General features: G+C 40.3%; 17 protein-coding genes. 9 read left to right on the forward strand and 8 right to left on the reverse strand.

Annotated features, from left to right (window positions below):
- Positions 1–25: 25 nt before the first annotated feature.
- A complete protein-coding gene (locus G3567_RS00075) occupies positions 26–502 on the forward strand; it encodes a TspO/MBR family protein (protein ID WP_164003142.1) in 477 nt (158 codons plus the stop codon).
- A gap of 3 nt (positions 503–505) precedes the next feature.
- Here G3567_RS00075 and G3567_RS00080 read toward each other — a convergent pair whose 3' ends face one another.
- Entirely contained in the window at positions 506–1,297 is a 792-nt protein-coding gene (locus G3567_RS00080) for an anti-sigma factor (protein WP_164003143.1), read from the reverse strand.
- A gap of 1 nt (position 1,298) precedes the next feature.
- Complete coding sequence (locus G3567_RS00085; protein ID WP_164003144.1) at positions 1,299–1,826, reverse strand: RNA polymerase sigma factor; 528 nt, start codon at positions 1,824–1,826, stop codon at positions 1,299–1,301.
- Between the two features lie 251 nt (positions 1,827–2,077).
- Between G3567_RS00085 and G3567_RS00090 the strand changes: the two genes are divergently transcribed.
- The 3 genes from G3567_RS00090 to G3567_RS00100 are packed head-to-tail and all read left to right on the forward strand — an operon-like array spanning position 2,078 to position 5,606.
- Positions 2,078–2,767 (forward strand): glycosyltransferase family 2 protein, encoded by a 690-nt coding sequence (locus G3567_RS00090; protein WP_164003145.1) that lies wholly within the window; start codon positions 2,078–2,080, stop codon positions 2,765–2,767.
- Complete coding sequence (locus G3567_RS00095) at positions 2,764–4,230, forward strand: cellulose synthase family protein (protein WP_164003146.1); 1,467 nt, start codon at positions 2,764–2,766, stop codon at positions 4,228–4,230. The genes G3567_RS00090 and G3567_RS00095 overlap by 4 nt, the downstream gene beginning before the upstream one ends.
- A gap of 26 nt (positions 4,231–4,256) precedes the next feature.
- Complete coding sequence (locus G3567_RS00100) at positions 4,257–5,606, forward strand: glycosyltransferase ArnT-like protein (RefSeq protein ID WP_235923408.1); 1,350 nt, start codon at positions 4,257–4,259, stop codon at positions 5,604–5,606.
- Positions 5,607–6,301: 695 nt separating this feature from the next.
- Here G3567_RS00100 and G3567_RS00105 read toward each other — a convergent pair.
- From G3567_RS00105 to G3567_RS00115, 3 genes are read right to left on the reverse strand one after another with little or no spacing between them, the layout of a single operon-like run.
- Positions 6,302–7,297, reverse strand: coding sequence for a metal-dependent hydrolase (locus tag G3567_RS00105; RefSeq protein ID WP_164003148.1), 996 nt, complete (start codon positions 7,295–7,297; stop codon positions 6,302–6,304).
- A complete protein-coding gene (locus tag G3567_RS00110; RefSeq protein ID WP_164003149.1) occupies positions 7,297–8,547 on the reverse strand; it encodes an aspartate kinase in 1,251 nt (416 codons plus the stop codon). Before G3567_RS00110 ends, G3567_RS00105 begins: the two co-directional genes overlap by 1 nt.
- 6 nt (positions 8,548–8,553) lie before the next feature.
- Positions 8,554–9,027, reverse strand: a complete 474-nt coding sequence (locus G3567_RS00115) for a GNAT family N-acetyltransferase (RefSeq protein WP_164003150.1) — start codon at positions 9,025–9,027, stop codon at positions 8,554–8,556.
- A gap of 106 nt (positions 9,028–9,133) precedes the next feature.
- On the opposite strand from G3567_RS00115, the gene fbp reads away from it, so the two are divergent.
- The gene (fbp, locus tag G3567_RS00120) at positions 9,134–10,186 is read left to right on the forward strand and encodes a class 1 fructose-bisphosphatase (RefSeq protein WP_164003151.1); all 1,053 of its coding nucleotides are present in this window, start codon (positions 9,134–9,136) and stop codon (positions 10,184–10,186) included.
- On the opposite strand, the gene G3567_RS00125 is transcribed toward fbp, so the two are convergent.
- The gene (locus tag G3567_RS00125; protein WP_164003152.1) at positions 10,164–10,595 is read right to left on the reverse strand and encodes a tellurite resistance TerB family protein; all 432 of its coding nucleotides are present in this window, start codon (positions 10,593–10,595) and stop codon (positions 10,164–10,166) included. The two genes, fbp and G3567_RS00125, sit on opposite strands and share 23 nt — an antisense overlap.
- Positions 10,596–10,674: 79 nt before the next feature.
- On the opposite strand from G3567_RS00125, the gene G3567_RS00130 reads away from it, so the two are divergent.
- From G3567_RS00130 to G3567_RS00145, 4 genes are read left to right on the forward strand one after another with little or no spacing between them, the layout of a single operon-like run.
- Positions 10,675–11,106, forward strand: coding sequence for an ATP-dependent zinc protease family protein (locus tag G3567_RS00130; protein ID WP_164003153.1), 432 nt, complete (start codon positions 10,675–10,677; stop codon positions 11,104–11,106).
- The gene (gene rimK / locus G3567_RS00135) at positions 11,096–11,968 is read left to right on the forward strand and encodes a 30S ribosomal protein S6--L-glutamate ligase (RefSeq protein WP_093368414.1); all 873 of its coding nucleotides are present in this window, start codon (positions 11,096–11,098) and stop codon (positions 11,966–11,968) included. The genes G3567_RS00130 and rimK overlap by 11 nt, the downstream gene beginning before the upstream one ends.
- Positions 11,968–12,954 (forward strand): succinylglutamate desuccinylase/aspartoacylase family protein, encoded by a 987-nt coding sequence (locus tag G3567_RS00140; protein WP_164003154.1) that lies wholly within the window; start codon positions 11,968–11,970, stop codon positions 12,952–12,954. Before rimK ends, G3567_RS00140 begins: the two co-directional genes overlap by 1 nt.
- Positions 12,941–13,501 carry a 5-formyltetrahydrofolate cyclo-ligase gene (locus G3567_RS00145; RefSeq protein WP_164003155.1) on the forward strand — a complete coding sequence of 187 codons (561 nt, stop codon included), beginning with the start codon at positions 12,941–12,943 and terminating at the stop codon, positions 13,499–13,501. Before G3567_RS00140 ends, G3567_RS00145 begins: the two co-directional genes overlap by 14 nt.
- A 137-nt stretch (positions 13,502–13,638) precedes the next feature.
- Here G3567_RS00145 and feoB read toward each other — a convergent pair whose 3' ends face one another.
- Together feoB and G3567_RS00160 are read right to left on the reverse strand one after the other, a co-directional pair.
- On the reverse strand, positions 13,639–15,741 hold the full coding sequence (feoB, locus tag G3567_RS00155) for a ferrous iron transport protein B (RefSeq protein ID WP_164003157.1): 2,103 nt from the start codon (positions 15,739–15,741) through the stop codon (positions 13,639–13,641).
- Positions 15,734–15,967, reverse strand: coding sequence for a FeoA family protein (locus G3567_RS00160; protein ID WP_164003158.1), 234 nt, complete (start codon positions 15,965–15,967; stop codon positions 15,734–15,736). The genes feoB and G3567_RS00160 overlap by 8 nt, the downstream gene beginning before the upstream one ends.
- Positions 15,968–16,077: the final 110 nt, after the last annotated feature.

Genomic DNA, 16,077 nt, shown 5'->3' on the forward strand with positions numbered 1-16,077 from the left:
TAATTTGCTAGACAGAAAGAAGCTTATGAAACACGCTACCGTTTTAAAAATAATTATAGCCATAGTGATTTGCCTGGGATTTGGATTCGTGGGGTCTATGGCTACTCAAACCAGCGTTGACACCTGGTATACCACCCTGGAAAAACCGAGTTTCAATCCTCCCAGCTGGGTCTTCGGACCTGTCTGGACGCTGCTTTACATCCTGATGGGTGTGGCGGCTGGGATTGTATGGAGCAGGGGGTTTCATCATGTTTGGGTGAAAACCGCCCTGTATCACTTCGGGTTTCAACTGGTCTTTAATGCGTCCTGGTCTGTTGCTTTTTTCGGATATCAGTCGCCTTTGGCCGGACTTTTTATGATCTGCGCGCTTATCATTTTAGTCCTGATCACTTACAAATGGTTTAAAATTGTCAATAATCTGGCCGCTTACTTACTGATTCCTTATATCCTCTGGATCCTTTTTGCTGCGGTGCTCAACTTTGAAATCTGGAGGCTTAATTGAATTTTATATAGTTCCTAAAGCATAGAGCTGTTCCAGGTTTGGGGATTGACTACCCCCTGCTGGCTCCAGAGTGATTCCGAAACCTTCCGATTCTGGAATATTTTGCAATCTAAACAACTGCTCTTCAGGCGAATTGGCTTCCTCCAAAACCCCAATACTGTTTGGCGTTAACGGCTCGAAGGTGAGTGACCAGGCCTGGTAAACCATGCCTTCCGGCGCCTCCGGCAATCGGCTGATGTCTAATATCAATTCATTGGATTCATCGTCATAAAAAGCAGCAACAGCAGAATTGGGAGCGTTGATTTGATTTCCCGGAAGTATCAGCTTTCGCGTTCCAGGTCTGGACATTTTTTCCAGCAAGTCTTCCAGATTTTGCATTTTCTGACTTTTAACAAGCATTTCGGTTTCCTGCACTTCCTTTTGTGTTGAAACCATCTGGAGTTCTTCCTGCAGATCCTGATTCAGTTTCAACAGCCATAAAATCCCTCCCAGGAGTAAAATAGCTGCAGCCCAGCCAAAGTAAGAATAGTTGGACGTGATGATTTTAACTTTAGGTTTTGTCTGAGCTACCTTCTGATTTATGTTCTGAAGCACTTCTCTTTTGACTGACGGATTTACGCCCGCAGAAGTCGCTTTAGAAAGCTTCAGAAGTGAAGATTCTATGGCGCTGACTTCTGCCTGAAGCTCAGGGTCCTTGGCAACATCTTTGGCCACCTGGGCCTGATCCTTGTCTGAGAGCGTCCCGTACACATAAAGTTCGAGCACTCCGGATTCTATATAGTCTTTAGTCGTCATATTATTCTAATGTTTCTCTTAATGAATTCAAGCAGGTTCTGTTTCTGGATTTTACCGTTCCCAAAGGAATTTTTAAAGTTTCTGAGGCTTCTTTTTGTGTATATCCCTTAAAAAACAACAAATCGATTAATTTCGTACACATGGGTTTTAGTTGATCTACAAACTTTCTAATGCCATACCCATCACTTATGCTGTCCAGATCTTTATCATCTTTTATAAAAAATGAAAAATCATCAAAATCTGAATTTTTACGCTTGTTCTTATACGCTTTAGACCTCACTTTATCGATGGCTGCATTCCTAGAAATATTCAATAGCCAGGTGAAAAAACGGCCTTTATCGCTGGAATACGATTCAGATTTGTCCCAGACTTTTATAAACACATCCTGAAGCACTTCTTCGGACATTTCGATATCATTGACTATGGTATTGATAATTCCGAGAATGTTTTCAGAATACATATCATAAATCTGAGAAAAAGCAACTTCGTTTTTTTGCTTTAACTGTAAAATAAGTTCATCTGGCTGCATTGATAAATTTTTCCCTAAATCTACTTATTTTAATTCATTTCACAAATCTCACTTTAAAAAAAGGGAATTGCGATGTAAAATAAATCACAATTCCCAATCTATCAACAAAAACAAACTAAACCCATCTCGATAAAAATCTTATGCACAGTTATTTACGTAATTGTTTAGGATAGGGTTTATTTTTTTCTGAAATAAAATTCAGCATCAAACGACTAGTCCCAAAACAAACTATAAATGTATTTTCGCAGCCTATGACCAGGATAAGAGTAATTATACCCGCAATTAACGAAGAAGGCTCTATTGCCAGGGTTATCCGTGATATACCTTCATTTGTTTCTGAAGTTATTGTCGTGGACAATCAATCGACAGACCACACCGCCCAGGAAGCACAAAAAGCTGGAGCAACTTTGCTTTACGAACCTAAAATGGGCTACGGATATGCCTGTTTAAAGGGGCTTGCCTACCTCAGGGAATTGAAGGAACCCACGGAGATTGTCGTTTTTCTGGACGGGGATTACAGTGATTATCCCGAAGAAATGGACAAAATTGTAGCGCCCATTATTAAGGATGACATGGACTTAGTCATTGGAGCCAGGGTAAAATCTAAACGGGAACCAGGATCTATGACGGTTCCTCAGATTTTTGGAAATTGGCTGGCTACCACCTTGATGCGCTTATTTTTTAATTCTAAGTTTACAGATCTTGGACCATTTAGAGCCATTAAATATAAAAAGCTTTTAGCTTTGAACATGGAAGACAAAACCTATGGCTGGACCGTTGAAATGCAATTGAAAGCCCTAAGGCAAAAGTTGACCTATACAGAAGTTGATATAAAGTATAGAAACAGAATTGGAGAATCTAAAGTTTCAGGCACTGTCAAAGGGTCTGTCATGGCCGGAGTGAAAATATTGGGCTGGATTTTTAAATATACATTTAAATGATTTTTGAATACATCATCGTCGGGCTTTATACGCTAGCCCTTTTTCTGATTTTGGTGTACAGTTTGCTGCAATTACAGCTTGTACTTCATTACCAAAAAGCAAAAAAGAAATCGCCTCAAGTCCTGAAGGAACCCGCCGAATGGCCTAAAGTCACCGTTCAGCTTCCCTTATACAACGAACAGTATGTGGTGAAACGCCTGCTGAACAAAATCGCTCAGCTGGATTATCCAGCTTCGAAACTGGAAATTCAGGTTTTAGACGATTCTACAGATGCCTCTAGAGCCCATACAGAACAACTGACTCAGGCATTGATCCAGCAAGGGGTTAATGCCAAATACATGCATAGAACCAACCGGGAAAACTTCAAAGCCGGAGCGCTCAAAGAGGGCTTGAAAACTGCAGAAGGCGAGTTTATCGCTGTTTTTGATGCTGACTTTTTACCTCGGCGAGACTGGTTAAAGAAAACGATTCCCCACTTCAGCAAGCCTGACATCGGCGTGGTACAAACCCGCTGGGGACATGTCAATAGAAATTATAGCCTTCTTACCAAAATACAGGCTTTTGCCTTAGATTTTCACTTTTTGATTGAACAGGTGGGCCGCTCATTCGGTGGTCATTTCATCAATTTCAACGGGACCGCTGGTGTCTGGAGAAAAACCTGTATTAAAGATGCCGGAAATTGGCAGGGAGACACCCTGACGGAAGATCTGGACCTGAGTTATCGGGCCCAGCTCAAAGGCTGGAAATTCACCTACCTCAAAGAGGTGGTTACACCCGCAGAACTTCCTGTGGTTCTGAGTGCGGCAAGATCCCAGCAATTTCGCTGGAATAAAGGGGCAGCAGAAAATTTCAGAAAAAATTTTAGAACCGTTTACAAGAGCAAAGCCATAACTGCAACTTCTAAGCTTCATAGCTTTTTTCATCTGTTAAATTCAAGTATGTTTCTGCTGATTTTGTTAGTTGCTGTATTGAGTATTCCCATACTTTACATCAAATTTCAACAGGAATCCTGGGATTTAATTTTTTACATACTGGCGGCGATGGGTGTAAGCACCCTGCTTTTCATCTATGGCTACTGGATAAGTTACCGAGAAATTCATGGTGGTGGTTTTGTTTCCTTTTTAAAATTCACCGGATTATTTCTCGCTTTTTTCTCCATTGCCATGGGCTTATCGGTCCATAATAGCTGGGCCATTTTGGAAGGACATTTCAATAAAAAATCAGCCTTTATTCGGACTCCAAAATTTGATATTTCTTCAAGTACAGATACCTGGAAAGGGAAGACTTACATAAACAAAAAACTTTCGGTTCTCAATAGCATTGAAATTCTATTATTTGGTTACTTTATATATGGCCTTTACAGCGCTTATCTTACTCAGGATTTTGGACTGGTCATCTTCCATGCGATGCTTGTATTTGGTTTCGGATTTATCTCCTTTAAAACTTTATTTTCTAAAGCCTGATGAACCTTAAAGCCTGGCATTTTTGGATGAAATCAGCAAGTATACTCCTGCTGTGTTTTATTTATTACGTCATAGGTTATGAACTGGAGCGTTCTCAATTCTGGCTGCTTTTTTCATTGTACTCTGCGGCCTTTGGACTTTCCATTTACCTTTATAGAAGCGGAATTCGCCTGAAGTTTTTAATAGGCCTGAGCTTCTTATTCAAGCTTATCTTCTTGGTTTCCATTCCAGAATTATCCCAGGATTTTTATCGGTTTATCTGGGACGGCATGCTCAACAGCCTGGGCTTAAACCCGTATCTGCATTTACCTAGTGAAATCGTAAAGAGCGATGCTGTGAATGCTGAATCTTTATCGCCTATGCTTTATGAAAACATGGGAAGCCTCAGTGCAAACAATTATTCCACCTACCCCCCGATAGCGCAATTGATTTACAGCTTGACTTATGATCTGGCAGGTGCAAATCTGCTTTTAAACGTCATGTATCTAAGGCTTTTTCACCTGCTTGCAGAACTGGGACTGGTGTATTTCAGCCTAAAGATTTTGAAAAAAATCAACCTCCCTCAAAAGCAAATCCTCTTTTTTATTATGAATCCCCTGGTAATTTTAGAGTTGAGCTTTAGCCTTCATTTTGAAGGGGTTATGCTTTTGTTTCTCGCTCTGAGTTTATACTACCTGTACGCTTGCAAAATCTACATCTCTGCTTTGGGATTTGCAGCAGCTGTAGCTTCCAAACTGCTGCCACTGATGTTCTTGCCCCTCCTGTTTCCCTATCTCAACAAGAGATTGAAACTTTTAAACAGACCTCAACTCTTAACCTATCTTAAGTTTACAGGGGTTTCCCTTTTGAGTTTAATCTTAGCTTACAGCTTTCTCTGGGACTCAGACCTGCTTTTCAAAAACTCCAGAACCCTGGCACTTTACTTTACTTCTTTTGAATTTAATGCTAGTTTTTATTACCTCTTACGATGGATCGGTTTTCAGTGGAGTGGCTATAATATGATAGGACTGTTTGGTAAAATCTTACCTGTAATCACGCTGGCGCTCATTCTCTTTCTTAGTCTGAGACATAAAAAAATCAATTTTAAAACCCTTGTATACTCGATGCTTTTTATAGCCACAGCTTATTATTTACTGTCTACCACAGTGCACCCCTGGTATATCACCTTACCCTTGTTTTTGAGTATGTTTACCCCATTTAAATATATGCTGTTGTGGAGTTGGCTTGTGTTTCTAAGCTATTCAGCTTATAAAATTGAAGGCGTTGAGGAGAACCATTGGCTGATAGGTTTGCAATATGCAGCAGTGGTTGCACTCATGCTATATGAAGGACTTAAAAACAGAAGCTTATTTAGTAGAATTAGATTTCTTGCTTAAAATAAAGTAAACACCAAGGCATATGCCTAAGACCAGGACAAGCCATAATTGATCGTTTATAGGGACGTCTTCAACATTTGGGTCACCTCCGGGAGGTCCGGGTACTTGAGCTAAAACCGAAGCAACATTTAAAATAAGTATTAAAAAAAGAAAAATAGTTTTTTTCACTGCCATAAAAGACTCTCAATCGAGTTTAACTTGTTTGTAAAATTAAGGATTAAAAGGGATTAGTCTTTATTTCTATACATAATTGTACAAACTAAATCGGTACAAAAATATGAAAAAAAATTAATTTCAATTAAATCAATGGTATTTAAGTATTTAGACCTTGTTTTTCAATACTTAAAGTGCAGTTCTTAAGACATAAGATTCTTGAAATTTACCTTAAAATCGGTTCAAACTTTAAAAGCCAAATCCTGATTCTCTTTTTTTTAGAACACCTTATCATGATTAAAAGGCTAATCTACTTAAAAACAATTACCTAATCGTGTATGTTTATCATACCCCCTTTCACTTGATTTTTTATAAAAATAGCAATAATTATATTTTAATAGCAATATTTATGATTTTTTTGCGTGTAATTATTGCAGATAAGCCCAGAGTTTACTAAAAACTCATTATAAACCAGGTTAACTCAAGTCTTCATCTCAAAAGGCCTGAGCTCATTTGGTTGACTATACCAGGCATGTTTATGCCTAATTTCCTTTTATACTGTACCATAAGGCAGGCAGCAATTTTCGGGCATCACCGGTATCCTTTGGCACTTCCGTAATTTTTAACCGGTTATTTCTCTCCTCCAGATGATATGAAAACGCAAATTTTTTGGCATCCGGATCCAGACTGATCAATCCAAAACGAAGATCGTTTAAATAGAGTTCTCCTTGTTGTTGTGAAATGGTATACCAGCCGTTAGTGATATCTATCAGTCTCTTTAGGTTAGTGTATGTCCTTAAATGATCGATTTTGTCATGCTGTTTGGGGTAAATTCTAAAATCGATAGGTTGGGTATCCAAAATAGAATATTCACCGATGAGAAAAGCATCCTCTGTTTTTACATTGGCAGACCACAAGATAGTGTTGAAAGGCGAGGGTTTGGTTTCTATTTCAGAATAAGCAATGCCTTGCTGCTGCAAGGCCTCTTCAAATTTTTTGAAAGTAACGCCTTTCATGACCAATGCGAACACGAGGTAACTCGAGCTCAAAATTAGTCCCAGCCTGTTCAGTTTTTGGCGATTTACAGAAGTTCTTGAATATCTTGAGGCTGTAATAAGACAAACCAAAAAAGGCAGCGTATATAGGGGGTCAATGACAAAAACAGACTTGAAGGCAATTCTCAAATCCAAAGGCCATAGCAACTGAGTCCCCCAGGTAGTAAAGCAATCCAAAAGGGGGTGCGTGAATAAGCTCCAGAACATTAACCTGGACCAGTCTTTCCAGGTAGCCTGCTGATGAATTCTGGAAATAAGAAAACCAAAAAGGGGGGCAGCCAAAAGGGAAAAGACCAGGGAATGTGTAAATCCTCTATGAATCTCTAAAGCTGTCACTGTACTGTAAAAATTCCCTACAATCACGTCTAAATCCGGAATTGTCCCTGCTACAGCACCATAAATCATGGCTTTATTACCCGCTTTTCGTCCCAAGACGACTTCACCTACTGCCGCACCCAGAACAATCTGCGATAGAGAATCCATTAGGCAATTACAAATTGAATCGTTTCCTTATGCAGCTGTTTTAATAAAACCGTTTTGTCTTTTTCAATGCGTTTAATCGCTTCATCGTCATAATGTCTGATGGTAAACAAAGACACTCCTTTTTGATGATCGACTTTGAATTTTGCCTTTAGAATTTCGATGAGTTTATCGACATTCTTGAATTTATTATCCACACATACGGAAAAACTAATCGCCGAATTCTGAATTAAATCCACTTTGATCTGATGTTTGTGAAAAAGGGCAAAAACTTCACTGATATTTTCCTCTACAAAGAATGAAAAGTCTAAAGTGGATAAGGATAAAAACACCAGGTCTTTTTTAACGATATAACAGGGTAAAAGCGGATTCAGGAGTTTCCCCTTCCCTACTTTCGTGCCCTGGTCTTTCGGATTGTAAAAGGACTTGACAAACAAAGGAATCTCTTTTTGCTGTAAAGGCTGCAAAGTTTTGGGGTGAATCACAGAAGCCCCATAGAAAGCCAGTTCGATAGCTTCTTCGTAGGAGATTTGTTCCAAGAGGCTGGTGTTTTCAAAGACGTTTGGATCCCCATTGAGTACCCCCGGCACATCTTTCCAGATGGTTACATTTTCTGCATTGAGGCAATAGGCGAAAATGCCCGCCGTATAATCGGAGCCTTCACGACCCAGGGTCGTTGTGAAATTATTGGAATCTGAACCGATAAAGCCCTGCGTAATACTCAGTTCCTCTTCATTGATATGATTCACTATTTTTTGTTGCGTGTTTTCCCAGTTCACCTCAGCATCTCTGTAAGTGCTGTCGGTATCCACCAGGTTTCTGCAGTCATGCCACACATTTTCAATACTCACAGACTTGAGGTAATAACTTACGATACTCGTACTGATGAGTTCCCCAAAACCAACCACCTGATCGTAGACAAAATCGTAGTTTGGAGATTTGTTTCTATCGAAAAAGATAGATAGCTCATCAAAGAAATAATTGGTTTTGGTATATGCCGGGTGGGCTGTACTATCGAACAATTCGCTTAAAATAGCATAGTGATCCTGCTTTAAAGCTGAAATAGCTCCGGAAAGTTCTTTGCTTTTATCAAAATAAAGCGAGATGATATGCTCTAGCTTATTGGTGGTTTTTCCCATGGCAGAAATGACAACTACCTTTTGTTTTGGGTTAGTCGTTTCAAGAACCTTGGCAACGTTTCTGACTCCTTTAGCATCTTTTACAGAGGCTCCTCCAAATTTATATACCTGCATCTTTACTTATGAATTGAAATGATTGATCTGATCTTCACCCAGTTGTACGGTTCGCCATTCTTTAAACACAGTGGCTCCGTATTTTTCGTAAAAATCTATGGCATTGGTATTCCAGTCTAAAACGACCCACTCTACCCGTTTTATCTTTCGCGTTTTGGCATACATAATGACAGATTCGAACAGGGCTTTACCCAAAGATTTACCTCGCATAGACTTGGTAACGATAAGGTCTTCCAGGTGAACCGTTTCTCCTTTCCAGGTAGAAAATCTGGAGTAAAACAAAGCCATTCCCTTAACTTTTGAATCGACTTCGGCTACAAAACACTTATAGATAGCTTCTTCTCCAAACCCATAGGTATACAAATCTTCCAAAGTCACCTGAACAGCATCGGGCTCGTTTTCGTAAACAGCCAGCTCCTGGATGAGCTCCAGCATCTCTTCCAGGTCTTCGGGAACAGCAAATCTGATTTTAAAATCCATGACACCAAAATTTGCAGTAAAAATAGTCAAGTAGAATTAAATTCGCGGAATTTGGCAACCACATTATGAAATTTTCTATTTTTGCGATAACTACAACGTTTTCGCTATGAAAGAACACAATCAAACTCTTGGTGAGTTTATTATTGAAAATCAAAAATCCTTTAAATATACTTCAGGCGAACTCTCCAGGCTGATCAACTCCATCCGCCTGGCTGCAAAGGTGGTCAATCACGAAGTCAACAAAGCGGGACTGGTGGATATCGTTGGAGATTATGGCGGAAAAAACATTCAGGGGGAAGACCAGAAAAAACTGGATGTCTATGCCAACGAAACCTTTATACGAACCCTCATCAACAGAGAAATTGTGTGCGGAATAGCTTCCGAAGAAAATGATAACTTTATCACGATCCAGGGAAACAATAAAGATCACAAAAACAAGTATGTGGTCTTGATGGATCCTCTGGATGGAAGCTCCAATATTGACGTGAATGTTTCTGTAGGAACCATTTTTTCGATTTACAGACGCGTCACTCCCGTAGGGAAACCTGTAGAAATGGAAGATTTTCTTCAGCCCGGGAATCAGCAGGTCGCTGCCGGATATATCATCTACGGGACTTCTACCATGCTGGTTTACACCACAGGCCATGGCGTTAACGGCTTCACGCTTAACCCGGCCATAGGCACTTACTATTTATCGCATCCGGACATGAGCTTTCCGGAGGATGGAAAGATCTATTCCATCAACGAGGGGAACTACATTCATTTTCCGCAGGGCGTGAAAGATTACATCAAATATTGTCAGGCCCAGCGTGACAAAGACCCATATACATCGCGCTATATCGGCTCTTTGGTTTCAGACTTTCATAGAAACATGATTAAAGGCGGGATTTACATGTACCCAAAAAGTTCAAGTGCCGAAAATGGGAAACTCAGATTGCTTTACGAATGCAATCCGCTTGCCTTTATCGCAGAGCAGGCCAATGGCAAAGCCTCGGACGGGTTTCAGAGGATTTTGGACATTCAACCCACCGAACTTCACGAGCGTGTTCCATTTTTCTGTGGTAGTAAACGCATGGTAGAAAAAGCGGAATCCTTCATGAAAGCAGCTCATCCTGAAAAGAAAAACCAATCTGACTTTAGTTATGATCAGACTCTATAAAGAGTTGATAGAACTCAAACGAAAATTTGTTTTCAAACAACAGCTTAGACTTTTCTAAAATCGTCTTAGCCTTGTGTTCAGAAAAGCCAAGACCAACGGCGTATTTTTTGATCAAAAACTCTTCGGCCTTGTCCATCTCGTTATCCACGTAAACGATCCGCAATAAATCAAATAAATATTCTAAGCGCTGCGTTTTTAAATTGATCGCATGCACAGGGAATGAGGCTGGATTTTCCAGGATTCTGTCGTAAGCTTCTTCAGAAACATCAAATTTTCTGGAAAAGCGCTTTAGTAGTTTTTCTTCATCAGGTTTTATGTCACCGTCAATAGCCGCCAGATTCACAAGATTGGCAAAGTGATTTAGCCTGGTGGAATTCCTTATATTTTCGAAAAAATCTTCTCTTGACATTTTATTGGGTTTTAATTGGTAAATATAATTTAATTTCGCCTGGAATTTCTATTGAAAATCATTTTTGTAATTTGCAATTATGAAGAAAAAAATAATTGGTCGGCTGGACAAGGCTGATTTTCCCGAATTGAATTTAAAAGATATTTCTATCAAGATAGACACAGGTGCCTATACCTCTTCCATTCATTGTGAAAACATTGAAGAAAAAGCGGACGGCCTGCATTGTACGTTTTTAGATAAGGAGCATCCGGAGTATAATCATAAGCCTTTTGTTTTCAAAGATTATAATAAAATACGAGTAAAAAGCAGCAATGGTATTGCCCAAAGCCGCTATGAAATAAAATCAACAATCAAAATCTTTGAAAAAGTTTATAAAATTTCACTTTCTTTGAGCAATAGAAAAGAAATGAAGCACCCTGTATTAGTGGGTCGTAAATTCTTAAATAAAAAATTTATAGTAGACCCTGATTTAAAAAATTTATCGCATAACATCCAGCATCATGAACATTAAAATCTTATCTAGAAATCCAAATCTCTATTCAACTAAACGTCTTGTTGAAGCTGCAAAGAAAAGAAAGCACGACGTCCAGGTCATAGACCCGCTGAAGTGCGATTTGGTCATAGAAAAGCGAAATCCCAATATTTATTACAAAGGCGAGTACATCCTCGATACAGACGCCATTATTCCAAGAATCGGGGCCTCGGTAACCTTTTACGGGACGGCTGTAGTGAGACAGTTTGAAATGATGGGGGCTTTCAGCACCATAGATTCTGAAGCTCTGGTAAGGAGTCGAGATAAATTGAGAAGTCTTCAGGTGCTTTCCAGAGCAAAAATCGGCTTACCAAAAACCGTGTTTACCAATTATTCCCGAGATGTGAATGGAGTGATCCAGCAGGTTGGAGGAACCCCGCTTGTGATCAAGCTATTGGAAGGAACTCAGGGACTCGGCGTCGTTTTGGCAGAAACCAAAAACGCTGCTAAATCCGTAATTGAAGCCTTTAACGGTTTGCAGGCCAGAGTTATCGTTCAGGAATTCATCAAAGAAGCCAAAGGAGCAGACATTCGCGTATTTGTAGTGGATGGTCATGTGGTAGGCGCCATGAAAAGACAGGGAAAGGAAGGAGAGTTTCGTTCCAACCTGCACCAGGGCGGATCGGCAGAAGTGATTGAACTCACCGATGAAGAAGAAATTGCAGCAATTAAAGCAGCCAAGGCCATGCGTCTGGGTGTAGCGGGAGTCGATCTTCTTCAGAGTGCCAGAGGACCTTTAATTCTTGAAGTGAATTCTTCGCCTGGCTTAGAAGGTATCGAAAAAGCAACCGGAAAAGACATTGCAAGAACAATCATACAGTATATTGAAAAGAATGTGTAATGCCTCACATCGATTCTAAAAATGTCCTGCACATCCTGGAAAGAAAAGTTTTTCCAGGAGAAAAAGCCAGGATAAACTTTAATACAGCTAAGCTTTACACAACCACTGTTGTCGAAGTCCCTATCATCATAGAACGCGCTAAAAAGCCCGGACCCGTGCTTTTGATAACCGCGGGCATACATGGAGATGAAATCAACGGGGTAGAAGCGGTCAGGCAGTTTATTTCAAAAGGCATCAACAAACCCAGCAGAGGAACGGTGATATGTGTACCTGTTCTCAATGTTTTTGGCTTTCTGAATATGACCCGGGAATTTCCTGATGGCAGGGATCTGAACCGCATGTTTCCCGGATCCAAAAAAGGCGCTTTGGCCAGCCGGTTCGCCTACCAGTTCGCTTCTGAAATACTTCCCGTTGCCGATTATTGTTTCGATTTTCATACCGGAGGCGCAAGTCGATTCAATGCCGCGCAAATCCGAATAGACAAAACGGATGAACGGGGTGAAGAACTGGCAAGAATTTTTAATGCTCCCTTCACGGTTTACTCGTCAACCATAAAAAACTCCTACAGAATGACCTGTGTGAAACAGGGTAAAACCGTACTCTTGTTTGAAGGGGGGAAATCCAAAGACAACAATAAAGAAATTTCAAAACACGGTGTAGACGGACTCAAGCGCATCATGAAGCATTTTGATATGCTGAAATCCAATTTCGATATTGAAAATCCACCGGAAGACACAAAATTCATTTCATCCACCTACTGGATGCGGGCAAAATACAGCGGTCTCCTGCACATCAAAATACCCATTGGTAAATTTGTAGAGAAAGGGGAATTTATAGCTACTATCACAGATCCATACGGCAGTTTTAGACATAAGGTAAAGGCCACCAATAACGGCTATGTCATCAATGCCAACCAATCCCCGATTGTTTACCAGGGCGATGCCATTTTTCATGTCTCTAAGGAAAATTCTCATGACCAAGAATGAACTCAGAAAAAAATACAAGGCCTTAAGGGAGGATTTATCCACTTTGGAAATAGAAGAACTCAGCCTTAAAATCGCCAACCAAAGCCTGGAGCTGGAGGTTTGGGAATTTGAGTTTTATCATATTTTCCTGAGCATCACCAAACATAAGGAAGTCAATACAGAATATATTTTACAAATCATTTTTGGTAAAGATGGAAATGCCGTTGTCCCGAAAGTAAAAGATTCGGAACTCAAACATTTTTTACTAACAGACAGCACCCGGTTAAAACCCAGTACATGGGGGATTCCTGAGCCTGAAAAGGGCATTGAGATAGATGCTAAACAACTGGACGTCGTACTTATGCCCCTGCTCGCTTATGACAGGATCGGAAACAGAATAGGCTATGGGAAAGGATTCTATGATAAATTTCTTTCTGAGTGCCGTCCTGACACTTTAAAAGTTGGCTTGTCTTTTTTTGAACCCGAAGAACGACCTATTGAGGTTTCGAAACACGACATCCGGTTAGATTATTGCATCACTCCTACGCGCGTTCACAGATTCAACTAGTCTCTCAGTCTTTACATCCACACTGACCTGAGCCACAGGACGAGCTCCCGCTTCTGGATTTGAAAAAAAATTTTTTTATCAAATAGCCTGAAGCGATTAGAAAAATAAAAAGGACTAATAGTTCTTGTAACATCATCTTATTTTAAAATTTGAAACGAAATTAGCGCCACCACATAAGCAAATCCGGACATGCCAAATAATTGAATTAAAGGCCACTTCCAGGTGCCGGTTTCCTTTCTCACAATGGCTAAAGTACTCATGCACTGCATCGCAAAGGCATAAAATAACAACAGACTCACACCACTGGCAAAGGTGAACAGCGGACCTCCCAAAATAGGATTGACCTCACCAGCCATTCTGCTTTTTATGGTTTGCTCATCATCACTCCCTACACTGTAGATGGTGGCCAGGGTTCCTACAAACACCTCTCGCGCAGCAAAAGAAGTCAGGATGGCAATCCCTATTTTCCAGTCGTAGCCCAGGGGTGTAAAAGCCGGCTCAATGGCTCGGCCAGCATAACCTATAAAGGAATGCTTGAGTTTATAAGAAGAGATTTTCGCTTCGAGTTCGTCTTCGGTCATTGTTGATAAATCTACAGAAGATTTCACCACCTCTTCAGCATTGCGGAATTCTTCTGTAGGTCCGTAACTGGCAAGAACCCAAAGTATAATCGAAATCGCTAAAATAATCTTACCGGCACCAAAGACAAAAGATTTTGTTTTTTCGATAACGGTATACACGACATTTTTGAAAATCGGTAATTTGTAATCTGGCATTTCGACCACGAAATATGTTTTAAAATCAACTTCCAGCAGCTTACTGGCCAACCACCCGAAAGCAACCGCCGTGCCAAAACCCAGCAGATACAACAACATCAGGGTGATGCCCTGGTAGTTGAAAAGTCCCAGCCAGCGCTCGTCCGGAATGACCAGACTTATAATGATCAAATACACAGGAAGCCTGGCTGAGCAGGTGGTAAAAGGAACCACCAAAATAGTGACCAGGCGTTCTTTCCAGCTTTCAATATTCCGGGCAGCCATAACAGCCGGTATGGCACAGGCCGTACCAGAAACCAGAGGCACAACGCTTTTACCACTCATGCCAAATTTTCGCATAATTCTGTCCATAAGGAAAACGACCCGGCTCATATACCCGGTTTCTTCCAGAATAGAAATGAACAGAAACAAAAATGCAATCTGAGGAACAAAAATCACGATTCCACCTACACCAGGAATAATACCTTCTGAAATCAAATCGGAAAGCATTCCCGGAGGAAAGTATTGTTTTACAAACTCACTTAAATACAGGAAACTCTCATCGATAAAATCCATGGGGTAGGTCGACCAGTCGTAAATGGTCTGAAAAATCAAAAAGAGAATCGCCAGAAAAATGACATAGCCCCAGACCTTATGAATCAAAAGCCTGTCTATTTTAGCCCTGAGTCCGGTCGCCAAGGCCAGGTCTTTGGTCAGGGTTTCCTTTAAGGTTGCATTGATAAATTGATAGCGCTTGATGGTTTCCTTTTGCTGCAGGCGCTTTATTTCTGAATCCGATTTGGGTTTAAATTCACTGGTCGCAGGTATTCTGTTTCTGTTGGTTTTACCAAAATTGACATCCTGGGTAATCACTAACCAAAGCTTATACAGGTCCTGATTAGGATAGGCTTTTTGAAGAGACTCAAAATAAGCCTTGTCGATGACTGAAGCTTCCAAACAGGGCTCCAGTGAAATTTTTTGATAATCTATAATAGACTGTTTTAACTCGTCAAAGCCTTTATTTTTTCGGGCACTTATCAGATTCACTTTGGTATGCAGGCGTTCCTCCAGTAAGTCAATATCGAGTTGGATTCCTTTTCTATCCATCCGATCGGCCATATTGATGGCTAAAATGGTAGGCAAACCCAAATCTTTAATTTGCGTAAATAATAAAAGGTTTCGTTTTAAATTTTCGATATCGCTCACAACCACAACCACGTCCGGATAGTCTTTGTCTTTTTTGTTCAGAAGCAATTCGATAACCACATTCTCATCGATAGAAGTCGCATTAAGACTATAAGTGCCTGGCAAATCTAAAATATGGGCCTTAAGATTTCTCGAAAGCTTAATAATGGCCTCTTTTTTCTCAACCGTGATTCCGGGATAATTCCCCACCTGCTGATTTAGTCCGGTGAGGTTATTGAAAACGGAGGTTTTACCGGTATTGGGGTTGCCTATTAAAGCGACATTTATTTGTTTACTCATCGTCAATAAGTTCTACCTGGATGAGTCTTGCCGTTTCCATTCTGATGGACAGAAAGGTTTCGTTTATGTTAAGATAAAGCGGGTCTTTAAAGGGTGCTATTTGAATTAATTCCACCTGATTTCCTGGCAAACAGCCCATTTCTAAAAGCTTCAGAGGTATCTCCCGAGAATTCATCTCCCCGATGATAGCCTTCTGCCCTTTCTTTAAATTAGCAATAGTCGTCATCTATTTAGATTAATTTTAAACAAAAGTAAGAAGCTTTCACGAAAAAGGAGAGGATTTAAGTGTAAATAAACGCATAAGGATGCTCTAACAAAAATGAACCCGTATTTTCA

The organism is Psychroflexus aurantiacus (assembly GCF_010820555.1).
GTDB classification, from domain to species: domain Bacteria; phylum Bacteroidota; class Bacteroidia; order Flavobacteriales; family Flavobacteriaceae; genus Psychroflexus; species Psychroflexus aurantiacus.